Here is a 16,175-nt window from a genome sequence, read left to right as displayed (position 1 = left end):
GAGCACCATGTCGAACCCCGAGCAGCCCGCCTACCCGCAGCAGCAGCCCGTCCACCCGCAGTACGGCATGCAGCAGTACGGCGGGCAGCCGGGATCACCGTACCCGTACGCCTATGCGCCCGAGCCTCGCACCAACGTGCTGGCGATCGTCTCGCTGGTCTCGGCGTTCTTCGTGAGCATCGTCGCGATCATCACGGGCCACATCGCTCTGTCGCAGATCAAGCGCACCGGAGAGAACGGCCGCGGCCTCGCGCTCGCCGGCCTCATCATCGGTTACGTGAGCGTGGCCCTCGGCGCAGCCCTCATCATCGTGTGGCTCGTGCTGTTCCTCTCGATCATGGGACACAGCATGTCGGTGTCGGGAACCTCCGCCTAGCGCGCGGCTTTCGTCCCCTCCGCGCGCAGCTTCGCGATCTCGTAGAGCGTGACGCTCGCGGCGATACCGGCGTTCAGCGACTCGGTGGAGGCCGAGATCGGGATCGACACCACCGCGTCGCAGGTCTCGGTCACCAACCGCGACAAGCCCTTGCCCTCGCTGCCGACGACGATCACAACCGGACGATCGGCGAACGACAGGCCGGGCAGCGACGTGTCGCCGCCGCCGTCGAGGCCGAGCACGAACACGCCCGCCTTCTTGAACTCCTTGAGGGTCGCCGTGAGGTTCGACGCCATCGCGACGGGCGTGCGGGCCGCGGCGCCCGCTGACGTCTTCCAGGCCGCGGCCGTCATCCCGACCGAGCGTCGCTGGGGCACGATCACGCCCTGGCCGCCGAACGCGGCGGTCGAACGGATGATCGCGCCGAGGTTGCGCGGGTCGGTGATCCCGTCGAGCGCCACGAACAGCGGGGTCTGGCCCTTGCGCAGGGTCAGATCGAGCAGCTCACCCGGATGGGCGTACTCGTACGGCGGCACCTTGAGCGCCACGCCCTGGTGCACCGCGTCGCGGCCGGCGAGGCGGTCGAGTTCCGGTCGCATGACCTCCAGCACCGGGATGGCGCGGCCGGTGGCGATCGACAGGATCTCCTTCATCCGGTCGTCCATCTCGACGCGCGCCGCGATGTAGAGCGTGGAGGCCGGGATCGCCGCGCGCAGCGCCTCCAGCACCGAGTTGCGGCCGGTGACGATCTCGCTCTCGTCGCCGGTCTTGGCGCGGCGGGCGGCACCGGAGGCCCCGCGCGGCGCTCCGTCGCGGCCGCCGCGCTGCTCCGCCTTGGCCGCCGCGCGCTCGCGCAGCTGCTTGTTCTTGTAGGCGACGTGGTACTCGCGGTCCTCCGCCTTCGGTGTCGGTCCGCGGCCCTCGAGGGCCTTGCGTCCGTGGCCTCCGGTGCCCACCTGGGCGCCCTTCTTGCCCTTCCTCACAGCGCCCGCGCGGGGCTTGCCACCCGAGTTCTTCATGCTTCGATACTCCAATGCGACCCCGTCGGGGTGTCTTCGATACTGATACCCGCGGCGGTCAACTCGTCGCGGATGCGGTCTGCGGCGGCGAAGTCGCGCGACTGCCGCGCCTCCTGCCGGTCGTCGAGCAGCCGCCCGACGAGGGTTCCGAGCGCGTGCTCCGCTGCGCTCGAGCCCGCTGAGTGCCACTGGGGCGACAGCGGGTTGATGCCGAGAACCTCGGTCATCGCCAGCACATGACCGCGCGCGTTCGCGGCGGCCTCCAAGTCTTCCGCATCCAGCGCCGCGTTTCCTGAACGCACGGTGTCGTGGAGGACGGCGAGCGCCTGCGGAACCGCGAGGTCGTCGTCCATGGCCTCGGCGAACGCGCCAGGAACGGTCTCCACGCCGCTGCCGGCGAAGCGGGTGCCGGCGAGCCGGCGGTCGACGCGCTCGAAGAAGCCGGAGATGCGATCAAGGGCGGCCTCCGCCTCGCTGAGCGACCCGTCGTGGTAGTCGATGGTCGACCGGTAGTGCGCCGAGCCGAGGAAGTAGCGCACCACGAGCGGTCGGGCGGCGCCCAGCAGGTCGGCGGCGTACACGGAATTGCCGAGTGACTTGCTCATCTTCTGGCCGTTGATGTGCACGAGTCCGTTGTGCACCCAGTACGACGCGAAGTCGAAGCCGGCCGCCGTGGACTGCGCGAGCTCGTTCTCGTGGTGCGGGAAGCGCAGGTCGAGCCCACCGCCGTGGATGTCGAAGGCCGGTCCGAGATAGCGCCGCGACATGGCGGAGCATTCGATATGCCAGCCAGGGCGCCCGTCGCCCCACGGGGACGGGAAGGCCGCAGAGTCGGGCTCGTCGCTCTTGCGTCCCTTCCAGAGAGCGAAGTCGCGCGGATCCCGTTTCGCCCTCGGATCGGCGTCGGCCGCCGCCTCCATGTTGTCGATGCTCTGCCGTGTCAGCTCGCCGTAGGTCGGCCAACTCTTCACGTCGAAGTAGACATCGCCGGAGCCGTCGGCTGCGACGTACGCGTGGCCGCGCTCGATGAGACGGCCGATGATCTCCTGCATCTGCGGGATGCTCGCGGTCGCCCGCGGCTCGTAGGTGGGCGCCTGGACGCCGAGCGCGGTGTAACCGGCCGTGAACTCGAGCTCGAACCGGTAGGCCAGCGCCCACCACTCCTCCGCGCTGCCCTGCGCTCTGGCCGTGGCCGAGTTCATGAGGATCTTGTCGTCGATGTCGGTGACATTGCGCACGAGCGTCACATCGAGTCCGCGATACGTCATCCACCGCCGCAGCTGGTCGTACACCAGTGCGGAGCGCAGGTGGCCGATGTGCGGCGACGACTGCACCGTGGGGCCGCAGAGGTAGATCCCCGCTGCCCCTGGACGCAGTGGCACGAAGTCGCGCAGGGCGCCGGCCTTGGTGTCGAAGAGTCGCAGAGTCACGGCCCTAAGCCTACGGGGCCGCGCGCCGGGCGAGCGCTTCGTTGACCGGCGCGAACGTCACACGGTCGAAGATCAGCTCGATCTGCGTGATGCTGTCGCCCTCCACCGTCACGAGCTCGACGCACGGTACCGCGCCCGCCGGCGTGTCCGTGACGAAGTCGTAGACGACGCAGGCGCGATCACCGTCGGCGAAGACCTCCCGGATGTCGTTGCGGACCAGGGCGGGAAGGAGCCGGTTCAGCGCGGCGAGCCACTCGTCCCTGCCGAGCGTGCCGCCCGCGAAGATCGCGGAGAGGCCATCGCCGAGCAGGCCGCCGACTGTCTGGAGGTCGTGGGCGCCGACCGCTTCGATGTACCGCCGCGCGACGTCGGCGCTCTGCTGCGGGGTGCTCGGCTGCTGGGGCATGGGTATCCTCTCCACGCGCCAGGCTAGTGAGTCGGCGGCCTCAGCGCAGCAGTGCGGTCGCGAAGACCGCGATACCGTCGCCCCTGCCGGTGAAGCCCAGACCGTCCGTGGTCGTCGCGGCGATCGACACGGGCGCCCCGAGGATGCCGGAGAGCAGCTCCTCGGCCTCCCGCCTCCGCGGCGCGAACTTCGGGCGCTGCCCGATGATCTGCACGGACACATTGCCGATGCGCAGGCCGGCCTCCTCGATCAGCCGGCGCGTCTCGGTGAGGAACACCTCCCCGTGCGCCCCCGCGAACTCGGGATCCCCGGTTCCGAACGTGCCGCCGATGTCGCCGAGCCCCGCGGCGCCCAGCAGGGCGTCCACGATGGCGTGGCAGGCGGCGTCCCCGTCGCTGTGGCCGGAGAGGCCCGGCTCGTCCGGCCAGTAGAGGCCTGCGAGCCAGAGCTCGGCCGACGGGTCGAACGCGTGCGTGTCGGTGCCGAGGCCGACGCGAGGCAACGTCGTCGTCTCCGCCTGTGACGGCGACGGCGACTGCGGCGCGATCATGTCGTGCGCGCGCTGGAGGTCGTGCGGCGTCGTGATCTTGAACGCCTGCGCCTCCCCCGGCACCACCGTGACCGCGAAGCCGGCGGCGGCGACCAGGCCGGCGTCGTCGGTCTCGTCGGTCGTCGCCGCCGCGTACGCCGCCAGGAGCTGATCGCGGGGGAAGCCCTGCGGCGTCTGCACCGCCGCCAGCGTCGAGCGGTCCACCGTCTCGTGCACCGTTCCGTCGACGGCCACGCGCTTGATCGTGTCGCTGACCGGGAGGCCGGGGATCACGCCGTGCCCGCTCGCGACCACGGCCTCCACGACCGCGTCGAAGAGTCCGGAGGTCGTCAGCGCGCGAGCCGCATCGTGAACGAGGACGACCTCCACGTCGTCGGCCAGCACCGCCAGGCCCGCCGCGACCGACTGCTGCCGGGTCGCGCCGCCGGGCACGACGTGCGCCGGACGGCCGAATGCCGCGAACGCGATCGCGGACGCCTCTTCGACACGGTCGGCCGGGACCACAAGGACGGGGTCCGCCGCATGGCGCATGCCGCGCACGGCATAGAGGGATCGCTCCAGCAGCGTGGGGCCATCGAGCCGCACGAACGCCTTCGGCAGTTCGGCTCCGAGACGCGTGCCCGACCCGGCCGCGACGACGACGACCGCGACGCGCGGTCCGGTGTGGGTGCTCATGCCCAGAGACTACCGCTCGGCCGGAACGCCGACGGCCCCGCTGCCGGAGCAACGGGGCCGTCGAACGCGAATGAATCGCGGAGCGGGTGAATCCCGGGTCAGGAGGCGAGCACCTCGTCGAGGAGGCTCGACGCCTGCTCGTCGTCGGTCTTCTCGGCCAGGGCGAGCTCGGAGATGAGGATCTGCCGCGCCTTGGCCAGCATCCGCTTCTCACCGGCGGAGAGACCGCGGTCCTGGTCGCGGCGCCACAGGTCGCGGACGACCTCTGAGACCTTGATGACATCGCCCGAAGCGAGCTTCTCGAGGTTCGCCTTGTAGCGGCGGGACCAGTTGGTCGGCTCCTCGGTGAACGGAGCGCGCAGCACCTCGAACACGCGGTCGAGACCCTCCTTGCCGATCACGTCGCGCACGCCGACGAGGTCGACATTCTCGGCGGGGACCTCGATGGTCAGATCGCCCTGCGTGACGTTGAGCTTGAGGTACAGCTTCTCTTCACCCTTGATGATTCTTTTCTTGACCTCGGTGATCGTTGCAGCACCGTGATGGGGGTAAACGACGGTTTCGCCAACCTCGAAAAGCATAGATATGTTGTCCCTTCAGCAACGAATAGGATACCACACGAGGCACATGCTAAGGTTCGCCCTCGCACCTCCACGGGCGCGGGGAACGCCTGTCGGCATACGGTAAACTCGTGCTGAAATCCGCTTTCGTAACAGGGCATCAGCGCGCCGTCGAGCGGAACGATTCGGAGGGTCATTCCAGTGAAAGCTCGCGTCGCGGCGTCCATCGTCCTCGCCCTGGCGGTCGCAGTCGGCACGGCCGGGTGCGGTCTCATCGCACCGCAGGCGACCACGAAGCACTACGACCCGAGCGACGGCGTCGGCGGCAGCGTCGGCGCGATCGACGTGCGCAACGCCTTCATCGTGACCGACGGCGTCGGCGGCAAGGTCGGCAACCTCGTCGTCACGCTGGTCAACACTGACAGCAAGAGCCACCGGGTCGCCATCACCTCCGCCTCTTCGGGCGGCGCTGCAGAGATCACCGTCGAGCCGGGCCAGGTGAAGAAAGTCGGCACGCAGCCCGACAAGGCGACCCAGAACAACGTGTTCCTCACGCCGTTCGACGCTCTCCCCGGCAGCCTCTACCCCGTCTACTTCCAGTACGGCGACGCCACCGGCGTCAAGTTGAACGTCCCCGTTCTCGACGGCGGCCTCCCCGCTTACACAGACCTCGTGCCGCCGACGATCCTGCCGGCGCAGAACTGATTCAGGCGGCCCGAGGGCCGCGCACGACGAAGCCGCCCGCGCGATCGCGAGGGCGGCTTCGTCGTTCCCGCAGGAGCGGTCAGGCGTTGAACCGGTAGCCGAGGCCACGCACCGTGACCAGCATCTGCGGGTCGGAGGGGCTCTCCTCGATGCGCGACCGGATGCGCTTGATGTGCACGTCGAGCGTCTTGGTGTCGCCGAAGTAGTCGCTGCCCCACACCCGGTCGATGAGCTGACCGCGCGTGAGCACGCGCCCCGCGTTCCGTAGCAGCAGCTCCAGCAGTTCGAATTCCTTCAGCGGCATAGAGATCTCGCCGCCGTTCACGGCGACCGTGTGCCGATCGACGTCCATGCGCACCGAGCCGGCCTCCAGGATGCCGTCGTCCTCCAACTCGGCCTCGTCGACACGTCGACGCAACACGGCGCGGATGCGGGCCAGGAGCTCCCGGGAGGAGTACGGCTTGGTCACGTAGTCGTCGGCGCCGAGCTCGAGCCCCACCACGATGTCGACCTCGGAGTCCTTGGCCGTCAGCATGATGATGGGCACGGTGGACCGGGTGCGGATCTCACGGCAGACCTCGGTTCCCGGGATGCCGGGGAGCATGAGGTCGAGCAGGATCAGGTCGGCTCCGATGCGGTCGAACTCGGCCAGCGCCGTCGGTCCGTCCTCGGCGACCGTCACCTCGTACCCCTCACGCTTGAGCAGGTACGCGAGAGGCTCGCTGAGGGCGGCCTCGTCCTCGACGAGCAGGATGGCTGTCACAGGTTCTCTCCAATCGGGGGACGCACGGTGGCCGCCTCCGGCAGCCGGATCGTGAAGGTGGAGCCGCGCCCGGGCTGGGACCAGACCCGGACCTCGCCGCCGTGGTTCTGCACGGCGTGCTTGACGATCGCGAGGCCGAGCCCGGTGCCGCCGGTGTTGCGGGAACGGGCCTGATCCACGCGGAAGAACCGCTCGAAGACGCGGTCGAGGTCGTCCTCCGGGATGCCCTCGCCCTGGTCGGTGACGGCGATCTCGACGACGCCGTCGACAGTGCGCACGCCGATGCCGACCCGGGAGTCCTCCGGCGAGTACTGGATGGCGTTCGAGATGAGATTGTGCACGGCGGTGACCAGGAGTGCCTCGTTGCCGATCACGTTCGCGTCCTTCTCGCCGCGCATCGCGATCTCGATCTGACGGGCCTCTGCGGCGACACGGTTCTGGTCGATCGCGGCCCTGACGACCTTCTTGGCCGAGAGCTGCTCCGCGTCGCCGAGGGCGTCGGCGGCCTGGAGGCGGCTCAGCTCGATGATGTCCTGCGTGATGCGGGCCAGGCGGGAGGCCTCCTCGCTCAGTCGCAGCGCGAACCGGCGCACCTGCTCCGGGTCGTCGGACGCGTCGTCGAGGGCCTCGGCGAGAAGGCCCACCGCGCCGATCGGCGTCTTCAGCTCGTGACTGATGTTCGCGACGAAGTCGCGTCGAACCGACTCGAGCCGGAACGACTCGGTGCGATCCTCCGCCAGCAGCAGGATGTAGCGCGACCCCAGTCGCGCCGCCCGCACGCTCAGGTGGATGTTGGCGTCCCCGAACGGTCCGCGCGCGAGCTCGCACTCCTCGGTCACGGGCTCGCCCGTGCGGCGCACGCGGTCGACGATGTTCACCAGATGCGGATGGACGAGCAGCCCGTTCCAGACCAGGCCGATGGCATGCGCGCCCGGGGAGGCCTTGATGACGTTGTTCGACGGGTCGAGGACGACACCGGCCGACTCCATCGCGTCGAGCACCTGGTCGACGCCGTCGGGGACGGCGGGGTTCGACACCGCCGCCGCATGGTCTCCTCGCCGAGCGGCGATGTGGAGGATCCAGACGAACCCCGCGCCGACCGCCAGCCCCAGCCCCAGCGAGAGCAGCACCAACCAGGCGGAGTTCATACCCAAAGCGTAGGCGATGGGACCGGACGCGCCGTGACCGATCAGGCTCTGCGCCGCGTGTTTTCGCGGGTACGTTAGACAGTGTTCAGGTGGACGGCACCAACCGTTAACCTCCCGACGCGAGCATGCTCTCGGGGTCGATCGACCCCCGTATTCCGCGTGCGCGCGCACGCCCAGGAAGGACCCAACCCATGCGCGAAGTTTTCCAGCAGGAGCTGGCCGAAGTCCAGGACCGGCTGGTCGAGATCGCCGAGCTGGTCGTACGTTCGATCCGCAGCGCCACCCAGGCCTTCAACGAGTCCGACGTGACCCTCGCCGAAGAGGTGATCGCCAACGACCACCGCATCGACGAGCTCACGGTGGTGCTGGACGAGCTGTCGATCCAGATCCTCGCCCGGCAGCAGCCGGTCGCCCGCGACCTCCGCATCGTCGTCAGCGCGCTGCGCATCAGTGCGTCGCTCGAACGGATGGGCGACATGGCCGAGCACATCGCTCAGCTGGCGCGTTACCGGTTCCCCGACAAGGTCGTGCCGAAGAGCCTGCGCTCGACGTTCGCCGAGATGGGACGCCTCGACGTCCAGATCGCCCAGAAGCTCGCCGAGCTGCTCCGCACGCAGGACATCCGCCTCGCCGACGAGATCCGCAACGACGACGACGACATCGACGAGCTGCACGCCAGCGTCTTCGACAAGGTCCTCGGCGAGACGTGGAAGGGGCAGGCCGTCGACACCGTCGACGCCACGCTCGCGAGCCGGTACCACGAGCGCTTCGCCGACCACGCGGTCTCGATCGCCAAGAAGGTCCAGTACCTCGCCACGGGCGACTGGGCTCCCGAGATCGCGGTCTGAGCCGCCCCTCTCCCTCTCTCGTCGACCGCCGAGCACGCAGATCATCCGCGTGCTCGGCGGCTTTCGTATGACCTCACGCGCTGTTAGCCTTAGATATCTGTGCCTCAGATGTCAGACGCATGACGAGGAACGAATTAGTCGATGAACTCGTGAGGAGAGGCGTGAATGGCGGTTCCGTCAACAGGTAAGCGCAGAACGAGGCTTGCACGATTCTTGTGCGTGCCCCTGCTGCTGGCGGCACTCGTGGCCGGCTTCCTCATCGTGAACGACGACTCAGCGCATCGCGTCGGCAATTTCAGACCCACGGTGGGGCTGGTGAACGAGGATCTCTCGGCCGAGTTCAACAGCGAGACGTATGCGTTCGGTGCGTCCTTCATCGATCGGATCTCAAAGGACTCCGAATACAACTGGACGGTGATCTCTCGACCCGTGGCCGAGAAGGCGTACAAAGACGGCTCCGTCGATGCCGTGCTGTACATCCCCCAGTCGTTCTCGCACGACATCCTGACGCTCCAAGAGACGAGTCCCACCAAAGCGACCGTCGAGTACAGACTTCGTCAGCAAACGGACGAGAGCGCAGACCGGCTTCTGGAGACACGAATCCGGGACATCGTGCAGGGCTTCAACCGGAGCGTCGTCACGATGTATTACGCCTCTCTCGCTGACAACATCGCCGAAGCGGACGGGCATATGCACGCAGCGCTCGGCATTCAGAAGGCGCTCATCACCGCGCTCACCTCGGACGTGCAGAAGCCGTTCGCAACGACGATGCCAACCTTCGAGAGCCTCCTCGCGAGCGCAACCGGCCTGAAGGACATCGACGCGGCCGCGTCCGAGGCGCAGACCTCCTTCACGAAGTCGGTGATGGACCTGCTCACCAGCAACGGCCAAGCACTCTCGGGCCAGTTGCCCGGCATCGAGGAATACACCAGCCGGCAAAGCGAGATCGCTCAGATCAACGCCGCCAACGGCAATCGAGGCATTGAGGGTCAGGCCGAGTCCGATCGGGATTTCTACGGCGCCCAATTCGAGTGGTTCAGAACCGGCATGCTGTGCAAGCTGAACGGACTCGACGCCTCCGAGGTGCCGGTACCCTGCGCCGATCCGGAGGGTGCGGTTCCCCCGCACCTGCAGAGCAGAATCGCCGAGCTTCGGCAGGCGATCGCACAGTACGCCGAGGATTACGCGCTCTCCATGAAGGGCGTCTTCGATGACCTCGACGAGAGGATTCGCAACCTGCGAGCCATCGAACTCGCGTTGACCTTGCCAGCGAGCCCGACGGACCCGGCCGTGCCGGACCCGAGCGGTCCGGACCCGGACGACCCCGACGACCCCGAGGACCCGGACGGTCCGGACGGCCCAGCTCAGCCAGCTCCACCGAGTGTCCAGCTCGACCCCGCGATACTTCGGAGCCTGCACCGTGAGATCCGGGCGCTCGAGACTGCCAGAGACTCGCTCAGCGCGAGCACCATGCCCACTCGCCTGTTCGAGTCCGAGCTCACGAACCTGGAAACCTGGTATGCCGACGTACTGACCGCGGCCAAGGACGCCTCGCTGGCGACGAGCGCGGTCACCAGCCTCGACATCCAAGACTGGAGTACCTACAGCCCCGACGATGCCGGCTTGTTCGTCGACAACAGCGACGAACTTCGCACCAGCATCACCGGATTGCTCACACAGTCGGCAGAGGCGAGCGGCACGCTCACCGGCCTCTCGACGACCCTGCCCGACAACTCCAGCCTGTTCGACGCCCTGTTCCGCAACTCGACCACCACAGCCTCCGGCGCCGAGAAGGCGCTCAGTGGCGTCAACGCCCTGCTGACCTCAGGAAACTCCGGGCTCGAGCAGAACCAGGCATACTATGCGAACTTCGCGACCGTCCTCGCGAACACCAGAACACCGGGCGTCGACACCGGCAGCATCTACTCTTTCTTCTCCGCCCCGATCGACGCGAAGAACGTGACTCCCGATCGGGCCGCCGCCGCAAGCACCGCCGACCCCATCGGCATGCTGGACCTGAACTGGCTCATCGTGTTCGCGGGCGGCCTGCTCGCCGGCGCGGTGGTGACGGCGCTCGGCAGCGCGCTCCGTCGAGGGAAGAAGGCCTGATCGCGCCTGAGACGGCGTACGGGTGTCTGCCCACTCGGTCAAGCCTTGCCGCAGGCCCAGCAGGTGCGCACGAACAGAATCGTCGTTACGGCCCACAGCAACGGGGTGACAAGCCAGAGTGGCAGTTCGGCTACCCGTCCGCGGCTGGTTGCAATGGGACTGGGGCGGCGCAGTCGTAGCCGTGTAGCCGTAGCCGTAGCCGTAGCCGTAGCCGTAGCCGTAGCCGTAGCCGTAGCCGTAGCCGTAGCCGTAGCCGTAGCCGTAGCCGTAGCCGTAGAACAGGGTGGCCATATTCTGAGGCCAATCAAGGACAAGTTATTCCCGGAGACATCGAGGCAGGCTGCTCTGTTGTATCCGTTCTTGATCGGTCAGCTCGCAGATGCGGTGGCGGGCGAGGACCTCGTGGTGATCGACGCGACTGGTGCATTGGAACCGATCCTGGCTTCGGCAGCCTCGCTCTATGTCGGCAAGGCACTCCTCAACAGCCACGCCGCCGAGGTGAAGGCGGCGCTGACCGACCTGGCGGAGAACGGCACTGGGGCCCGGCGGTGCATCGGGTCAACGGCATCGCGGATGTGGTCGACAAGGTGATGCTGCCTACGGATCAGGTTGCGGAACTTCTCGGCGGGGGGAGCGCGAACGCTCAGGTGATCGTCCTGGATCACATGACGAGGTTGAGCAGCGCGTTCGGCCTCGTGGCTGCGGTGAAGGAGAACGTCGACCAGATCCTCTTCGGTGGAGACCTGGGCACGCAGCGCTTCGTCGACATCCCGTCATTCTCCGCGAAGAAGGAGGCGCCGGCGAAGAACGTTTTGCACTCGTTCATGGATGACGAGCTGTCGCAGATCGTCGTACCAACGGCGAACGAGAGTGAGGAGTGACGATGCCGCTGGAACTTCGTGGCGCGGTGCTGGGTTTGGGATCGATCGTTCGGTTGGAGACTCCGGCTGCCTCCGGTCTGTTCGTGATTCTCGCGCGTGGGGCATTCCGGCCGGACCAGGAACGCAGCGAGGTGGTTCCTCGCTATCTGGTGGCGCCGCATCCTTACGGCGAGGCGCCGGACCAGGAGACCTTCCCCATCCTGGCTGGAGTAATCGACGAGGTCGTCTTCGAGGGCTACACGGACGCCGCTGATGCGTGCTTCCTCCAGGACCTGCTGGTTCAGATGGAGAAGGGGCGGCGGCCAACGACAGTTGCGAAGCAATTCGCGGAGGCGCTCACTGAGATCCCCGAAACGTCGGATGACGCGGATGGCAGTGACGCTGCGGATGGCTCCGGGGATCCATTCTTCGAGCTTCGGAGACTGGCTAGCAAAGAAGATCGGAGGAAGAAGCCGTGAAGGTTTCATCGGATGTTGGTGCCGCGCAAGACGCTGTGGCGGGGTTTGGTGACATCGAGCTCGATGGCGACGGGCAACAGGTGAGCTTGCCTGCAAGCAACATCGCGAGTATGAAAGCCGCCGCAAAGGTCGCGAATCAAATCGTGCCGGATATCGCTGAGTTGGTTTATCGAGTGAAGTTCCAGGCGGACTGCATCGTTTCTCTCGCCACTGACATCGAGGAGCGGGACAGCGGCGACGCGCAGGGGTGGTGCGTGGCGCGATGAAGGCCGTTGATCACGATGTGCCGCCTACAGCCGATCAGAAGATCCGTACTGAGGAGGAACATACCGCCGAACGCCTTGCGGCGCTCGACGTGTTCGAGCGCGAGTTGACCGAGCATCGACAGGTGATGCGCGACAACTCGGCGCGATTCGAGGAAGTCGGTCGCGCGATCGGCGACAAGGAGTACTTCGTGCAGAAGTGCTTGGCTGCGCGCAAGGAGGTCGATTCATTCGTGGGACGGCTCGTCGACGAACAGGTGGAGCTGTTGGAGCAGATGGCACGAGACGTTCGCTCGGATTCTGAGGCCGAGCTGTGCCGGCTCCAGCGAGAGAAGGGGAAGGCATAATGGGGCTCATCTACGACGCGGGCGAGTCCGGTGCCCTCAAGAGTGCACTGTCGGGGAATCTGTTGACGGCCTCGACAGCGCTGGACGCGGTTGATCGTGCGTCGGCGCGACTGGTGGCAGAACTCGGTTCGGGCGAGCTGTCCGGACGGGGCTATGCAGCGGTCGAGACGTTATTCGCCGAGCTCATCACACCCTGCGTGACAAACGTGCGAAACGAGCTTCGCTCTATCCAGAAGGACTTGGAGCGGTACACGCACGAGGACTCAAAGGTCAGCCACTTCGGTCTTCTGAAGGAAGACGAGATGAACGTGCAGCTAACCGTAACGAAGAATCAACGAGACGCCACCGAACTCCAAATGGAGCGGAACCGCCGCAACGCGGCGGTTGCGACAGCATTGCCTGGACTGAGCGAGGGTTTGGAACTGATGAACCGTCGCCTCGAGTTGGTGCTCGCCCAGCTCGAAAGCGATATCCGGGACCTCGAAGACCGGCTAAGTGCTCTTCGCGCCTTCTCCGCATCGACGAGAGGCCTCTTCGCCAGCAGCCTGGTCGACATCGCCTCCCGAATTGGTGACGTCATCAACCTCCTCGACGCCCTCAACTCACCCGTCTCCGGTGTCGACCTTCTCGGTCAGGGCGGAACTGCGGTAGGTGCTTTCGCGCAACGGAACAAGATTCTCGATTTTCTCGGCGGCAAGAAGATTGAACTTGACGCAAAGGGCCGCCTAAAGGCAGGCAAGAATTTCCTGTTCAACGCCGAAAGCGGCTTCCTTTACAACAGAGGTCAGAGATACAACGCGGACACTGGCGCCCGGATCGACTACTACAAGCAGTACTTCAAGTCGGGTCTTAGCGGAGCACGAGACGGGGTTGTTGGGGATTTCACAGGATGGAAATCCGCCTCGAAGTTCGCAAAAGCTGGCAAGATCGCGGGTGTCGCGGGGTTGGGCCTGAGCGTCGCGCTCAACGTAAACCAGTACTTCGGCGACGGTCGCGTAGACGAATACGATGCCCAGGATTTCGCTGTCGACACCGGCGTTGATCTCCTGAACACCGCCGTCGCGGCGGGTGTTGGGGCTGCGGTCGGATCAGCGTTCGTGCCTCCGGTCGGCACAGTCATTGGAGCAGGCGTCGGCATCTTCGTGAGTCTAGTATTCGGCTCAGCCGCTGATTCGGCCAAAGACACAATCAAGAACAGTTATCGGTGAGATTGTGGCAACAACTTCGATTGCGGACGCGAATCGCACTTACTTCCGTGCGCTGGCCAATACCCGCGGATCCCTTGGAAACCTCGCGGGGCTTGGGATCCCAGTTGTCATCATCCTCGGCGCTTTAACCATGGGCATGCTTGATCCCTCGGCACTCGAGGGCCAATCACTAATGAGGCCTCTGTTTAACGTGAACGTTGTCGTCATGGCGGCGTGCGCTCTCGGCGTACTCCTGTCAATGTTCAAGCGATTGACCTATCGCTTTCAAGTCCTTTTCTCGACGCTCTTGACTGGAATAGCCCTTGCATTGGTCTATTGTCTCTGCCTCATGGCGTTAGCAATCGCCGCATTCCTGAACGCAGGTGACATCGCTCGCTCCATGATGTGGTTCATCCTCGGCGGTTGGATCGCCCTGGCTGTGCTAGCCGGCTCAACTGCGGCTCACATTCTGATGTTGCGGCATCGTCTACGGTCGGGGCATTCGGCTAAGCGCACGGTAGGCAACTATCTGGCCATTTCGGGGTCGGGGCGGTCGAAGATGCTGTGGGTCATTTTCGCTGTTGTGACCGTAGTACCGAACGTGCTGACTTTAGGCCAGTACTTCGCGAACTCGTTGGGAGCGGCCGGGCTGGTGTTTTTCGCGTGCGTGACGCCGAGTCTTCCGGTGGAGTTCGCTTACCTCGCGTATTTGAAGTCGAGGGATCGCGTCTATTGGGAGGCCCGGCCGCGCCGGAGGCCGTTAGAGGAGCGGCGCAAGCTGACGCGAAAGGTCGTCCTCTGGGTGACGGGGAGCGCGGTCGCGCTCACACTTTTCTGGGTCTTTGCCAAGTACGTGCGCTTCTGAGCGACTTAGAAGGAGCGTAATTCGACTGCCGCTGGGGCGAACCGGACGTATTCCAGCTCGGTTCTGCATGAAGAGATGAAGGGAAGGCCGCGGGTGGACTTGAAGCGTCGCGAGTTGCGAGTGAACACGAGGTGGTAAGAAGCGAACGGATAGTTGCTGATGCTAACCGCGCGTATTTCGAGGCTTTCGGCCTGTCGAGAGGGTCGCTGAGCAGATTGCCGAGTCTCTCTTTGGTTGCACGCAGACCTTCACCCGGGACACGAAGCTCGGTTGGACGCCGCATCTGGATAGTCCGCTCAAACCGGGCGACGCACGCTACGGTCTCCCGGTCGCCGACCATGGTGCGCACCGCCCCTACCCGCCCGTCACAGATACCAACCGGGCCACGTTCGAGCTGATCGCCGATCCTGACGCTCCCTGGGGCCGCAGCCCCGCGGGGATCCCCTACAGCAAGCACGAATACGACGTGCGCTACACCGAGGTTGAAACCGATGCTGTCACGGGTCACACCACTGGGACCGGTACCCACCGAACGATGGTGCAGTTCCGGGTACCCGGCGCGACTACCACGACCTTGCCGCGTACGTCCGCGATCACGGCAGCGCTGTGGACCGCATCGGTGAGGACAGCGGGGAGTACCTCGGCGTGATGAAGGGCGGGAGGCCCGCCTCGTTCGAGGAACGAAGCCTCCCGGTAAACTCGCTGGAAAAGCCGTACAACTCCTACCGCCTGGCTGACGATTGGCCGCCGGGTACGAAAGGGTGGACCATCGAATACGCCGAAATTGACCGAGCCTTCGGCCGTCCTGGCGGTGGCTACCAAATGGTCGTGCGAGATCGAATGGGTGAAACCGAAAACGTAAGAGACCTTCTCGACAGGGGAGTTCTAGTTCCTGGAGGCGCAGCCGAATGAGCATTGTCGATGCTGATGTACAAGCGATGGTGGAGCGGGTTAACGAAGTCGCGATACCGGCTGGCTACGGCGGTAGCTTCTGGCAACAATTCGATGGTTGGCTATTCGCCAACAGCGGGGCTGAGATTCGAAACTTCCTCCGCATTGTCGACGACCAGCTCGTTCTCACCCAGGCGCAGCGCTCCAACACCCACGAGAAACTGGTGTTCTCCACACCGCTATTGACCGACATGGAAAAGTTCCTGATCTATTACTTCGCGGAAGATCTCCGTGAGGAGAGGCGCCTTCCGAGGCTGCTGGTGGTCTCGATCCCGGTCACTGTGGATAAGGTGGCGCCGGGGTTCACGATCACGGACGCAGGCCCGCGAGACGAGCTTCACCACCGCGGTGAAAGCGTCGTTCGCGCCGGAGGCGCGATAGGACTTATCAAGTTCTCGCACTATGTCGATTTGAGTCCGGAAGAGATACGTGAGTCGGCGCTGGACCCGGAGGGCAAGCCACATTTCATGGTTGTGCCGGACTCTCGCGGGTGACCCGTGGTCGGGCTGCAGTGGCCTGATGACCCGGGCCCTACACTAGCGGGTTCGTGAACGGCGTATCGAAACCTGCCGACCCCGCTCTCGGCGACACGCTCGAACGCATTAGGTTCAGAAAAGCTCCGGCATTCTCACGA

The 16,175-nt window shown here is 65.7% G+C and carries 20 protein-coding genes; 13 read left to right on the top strand and 7 right to left on the bottom strand.

Annotation, left to right across the window (positions count from 1 at the left end; genetic code table 11):
• Nucleotides 1-7 precede the first annotated feature (7 nt).
• The gene (locus ASF88_RS03845; RefSeq protein ID WP_055914451.1) at nucleotides 8-376 is read left to right on the top strand and encodes a DUF4190 domain-containing protein; all 369 of its coding nucleotides are present in this window, start codon (nucleotides 8-10) and stop codon (nucleotides 374-376) included.
• Here ASF88_RS03845 and rlmB read toward each other — a convergent pair.
• The 5 genes from rlmB to ASF88_RS03820 form a co-directional block, all read right to left on the bottom strand.
• Nucleotides 373-1,395, bottom strand: a complete 1,023-nt coding sequence (rlmB, locus tag ASF88_RS03840) for a 23S rRNA (guanosine(2251)-2'-O)-methyltransferase RlmB (protein WP_055914448.1) — start codon at nucleotides 1,393-1,395, stop codon at nucleotides 373-375. The genes ASF88_RS03845 and rlmB overlap by 4 nt on opposite strands.
• Nucleotides 1,392-2,825 carry a cysteine--tRNA ligase gene (gene cysS, locus ASF88_RS03835; RefSeq protein ID WP_055914445.1) on the bottom strand — a complete coding sequence of 478 codons (1,434 nt, stop codon included), beginning with the start codon at nucleotides 2,823-2,825 and terminating at the stop codon, nucleotides 1,392-1,394. The genes rlmB and cysS overlap by 4 nt, the downstream gene beginning before the upstream one ends.
• A 10-nt stretch (nucleotides 2,826-2,835) precedes the next feature.
• Nucleotides 2,836-3,231 (bottom strand): nuclear transport factor 2 family protein, encoded by a 396-nt coding sequence (locus ASF88_RS03830; RefSeq protein ID WP_055914442.1) that lies wholly within the window; start codon nucleotides 3,229-3,231, stop codon nucleotides 2,836-2,838.
• A 40-nt stretch (nucleotides 3,232-3,271) separates the two neighbouring features.
• Nucleotides 3,272-4,456, bottom strand: coding sequence for a 2-C-methyl-D-erythritol 4-phosphate cytidylyltransferase (ispD, locus tag ASF88_RS03825; protein WP_055914439.1), 1,185 nt, complete (start codon nucleotides 4,454-4,456; stop codon nucleotides 3,272-3,274).
• Nucleotides 4,457-4,554: 98 nt separating this feature from the next.
• The gene (locus tag ASF88_RS03820; RefSeq protein ID WP_055914438.1) at nucleotides 4,555-5,037 is read right to left on the bottom strand and encodes a CarD family transcriptional regulator; all 483 of its coding nucleotides are present in this window, start codon (nucleotides 5,035-5,037) and stop codon (nucleotides 4,555-4,557) included.
• A gap of 180 nt (nucleotides 5,038-5,217) precedes the next feature.
• Between ASF88_RS03820 and ASF88_RS03815 the strand changes: the two genes are divergently transcribed.
• The gene (locus ASF88_RS03815; RefSeq protein WP_055914435.1) at nucleotides 5,218-5,721 is read left to right on the top strand and encodes a hypothetical protein; all 504 of its coding nucleotides are present in this window, start codon (nucleotides 5,218-5,220) and stop codon (nucleotides 5,719-5,721) included.
• A gap of 79 nt (nucleotides 5,722-5,800) precedes the next feature.
• Here ASF88_RS03815 and ASF88_RS03810 read toward each other — a convergent pair whose 3' ends face one another.
• Together ASF88_RS03810 and ASF88_RS03805 are read right to left on the bottom strand one after the other, a co-directional pair.
• Nucleotides 5,801-6,484, bottom strand: a complete 684-nt coding sequence (locus tag ASF88_RS03810) for a response regulator transcription factor (RefSeq protein ID WP_055914431.1) — start codon at nucleotides 6,482-6,484, stop codon at nucleotides 5,801-5,803.
• Nucleotides 6,481-7,632, bottom strand: a complete 1,152-nt coding sequence (locus ASF88_RS03805) for a sensor histidine kinase (RefSeq protein ID WP_055914428.1) — start codon at nucleotides 7,630-7,632, stop codon at nucleotides 6,481-6,483. Before ASF88_RS03805 ends, ASF88_RS03810 begins: the two co-directional genes overlap by 4 nt.
• Nucleotides 7,633-7,823: 191 nt before the next feature.
• Here ASF88_RS03805 and phoU point away from each other — a divergent pair, with 191 nt between their 5' ends.
• The 11 genes from phoU to ASF88_RS03755 all read left to right on the top strand — a co-directional run bounded on the left by phoU (nucleotide 7,824) and on the right by ASF88_RS03755 (nucleotide 16,035).
• Complete coding sequence (phoU, locus tag ASF88_RS03800; RefSeq protein ID WP_055914425.1) at nucleotides 7,824-8,480, top strand: phosphate signaling complex protein PhoU; 657 nt, start codon at nucleotides 7,824-7,826, stop codon at nucleotides 8,478-8,480.
• A 165-nt stretch (nucleotides 8,481-8,645) separates the two neighbouring features.
• On the top strand, nucleotides 8,646-10,589 hold the full coding sequence (gene esaA, locus ASF88_RS03795) for a type VII secretion protein EsaA (protein WP_082518734.1): 1,944 nt from the start codon (nucleotides 8,646-8,648) through the stop codon (nucleotides 10,587-10,589).
• Between the two features lie 348 nt (nucleotides 10,590-10,937).
• Nucleotides 10,938-11,180, top strand: coding sequence for a hypothetical protein (locus ASF88_RS20635; protein WP_055914418.1), 243 nt, complete (start codon nucleotides 10,938-10,940; stop codon nucleotides 11,178-11,180).
• Nucleotides 11,165-11,470 (top strand): hypothetical protein, encoded by a 306-nt coding sequence (locus ASF88_RS03785; RefSeq protein ID WP_055914415.1) that lies wholly within the window; start codon nucleotides 11,165-11,167, stop codon nucleotides 11,468-11,470. Before ASF88_RS20635 ends, ASF88_RS03785 begins: the two co-directional genes overlap by 16 nt.
• A 2-nt stretch (nucleotides 11,471-11,472) precedes the next feature.
• Nucleotides 11,473-11,928, top strand: coding sequence for a DUF4176 domain-containing protein (locus tag ASF88_RS03780; protein WP_235493262.1), 456 nt, complete (start codon nucleotides 11,473-11,475; stop codon nucleotides 11,926-11,928).
• Complete coding sequence (locus ASF88_RS03775) at nucleotides 11,925-12,194, top strand: hypothetical protein (RefSeq protein WP_055914410.1); 270 nt, start codon at nucleotides 11,925-11,927, stop codon at nucleotides 12,192-12,194. The genes ASF88_RS03780 and ASF88_RS03775 overlap by 4 nt, the downstream gene beginning before the upstream one ends.
• Complete coding sequence (locus ASF88_RS03770) at nucleotides 12,191-12,538, top strand: hypothetical protein (RefSeq protein ID WP_055916632.1); 348 nt, start codon at nucleotides 12,191-12,193, stop codon at nucleotides 12,536-12,538. The genes ASF88_RS03775 and ASF88_RS03770 overlap by 4 nt, the downstream gene beginning before the upstream one ends.
• Complete coding sequence (locus ASF88_RS03765) at nucleotides 12,538-13,746, top strand: hypothetical protein (RefSeq protein WP_055914407.1); 1,209 nt, start codon at nucleotides 12,538-12,540, stop codon at nucleotides 13,744-13,746. The genes ASF88_RS03770 and ASF88_RS03765 overlap by 1 nt, the downstream gene beginning before the upstream one ends.
• A gap of 4 nt (nucleotides 13,747-13,750) precedes the next feature.
• Nucleotides 13,751-14,590, top strand: coding sequence for a hypothetical protein (locus ASF88_RS03760; RefSeq protein ID WP_235493261.1), 840 nt, complete (start codon nucleotides 13,751-13,753; stop codon nucleotides 14,588-14,590).
• A gap of 606 nt (nucleotides 14,591-15,196) precedes the next feature.
• Complete coding sequence (locus ASF88_RS20010) at nucleotides 15,197-15,502, top strand: TNT domain-containing protein (RefSeq protein ID WP_082518733.1); 306 nt, start codon at nucleotides 15,197-15,199, stop codon at nucleotides 15,500-15,502.
• On the top strand, nucleotides 15,499-16,035 hold the full coding sequence (locus ASF88_RS03755; protein WP_055914401.1) for an Imm61 family immunity protein: 537 nt from the start codon (nucleotides 15,499-15,501) through the stop codon (nucleotides 16,033-16,035). The genes ASF88_RS20010 and ASF88_RS03755 overlap by 4 nt, the downstream gene beginning before the upstream one ends.
• The last annotated feature ends 140 nt before the right edge of the window (nucleotides 16,036-16,175 follow it).

It is taken from the genome of Leifsonia sp. Leaf336 (assembly GCF_001423695.1).
Lineage (GTDB): Bacteria > Actinomycetota > Actinomycetes > Actinomycetales > Microbacteriaceae > Leifsonia.
Note: the sequence above shows the minus strand (reverse complement) of the source record. Positions and strands in the feature narration are given on the sequence as shown.

Bases quoted from the DNA above. Each gene is read 5' to 3' on its own strand.
- ASF88_RS03845 (WP_055914451.1), top strand. From the start codon at position 8: ATGTCGAACCCCGAGCAGCCCGCCTACCCGCAGCAGCAGCCCGTCCAC.
- rlmB (WP_055914448.1), bottom strand. From the start codon at position 1,395: ATGAAGAACTCGGGTGGCAAGCCCCGCGCGGGCGCTGTGAGGAAGGGC.
- ASF88_RS03830 (WP_055914442.1), bottom strand. From the start codon at position 3,231: ATGCCCCAGCAGCCGAGCACCCCGCAGCAGAGCGCCGACGTCGCGCGG.
- ispD (WP_055914439.1), bottom strand. From the start codon at position 4,456: ATGAGCACCCACACCGGACCGCGCGTCGCGGTCGTCGTCGTCGCGGCC.
- ASF88_RS03820 (WP_055914438.1), bottom strand. From the start codon at position 5,037: ATGCTTTTCGAGGTTGGCGAAACCGTCGTTTACCCCCATCACGGTGCT.
- ASF88_RS03805 (WP_055914428.1), bottom strand. From the start codon at position 7,632: ATGAACTCCGCCTGGTTGGTGCTGCTCTCGCTGGGGCTGGGGCTGGCG.
- phoU (WP_055914425.1), top strand. From the start codon at position 7,824: ATGCGCGAAGTTTTCCAGCAGGAGCTGGCCGAAGTCCAGGACCGGCTG.
- esaA (WP_082518734.1), top strand. From the start codon at position 8,646: ATGGCGGTTCCGTCAACAGGTAAGCGCAGAACGAGGCTTGCACGATTC.
- ASF88_RS03780 (WP_235493262.1), top strand. From the start codon at position 11,473: ATGCCGCTGGAACTTCGTGGCGCGGTGCTGGGTTTGGGATCGATCGTT.
- ASF88_RS03770 (WP_055916632.1), top strand. From the start codon at position 12,191: ATGAAGGCCGTTGATCACGATGTGCCGCCTACAGCCGATCAGAAGATC.
- ASF88_RS03765 (WP_055914407.1), top strand. From the start codon at position 12,538: ATGGGGCTCATCTACGACGCGGGCGAGTCCGGTGCCCTCAAGAGTGCA.
- ASF88_RS03755 (WP_055914401.1), top strand. From the start codon at position 15,499: ATGAGCATTGTCGATGCTGATGTACAAGCGATGGTGGAGCGGGTTAAC.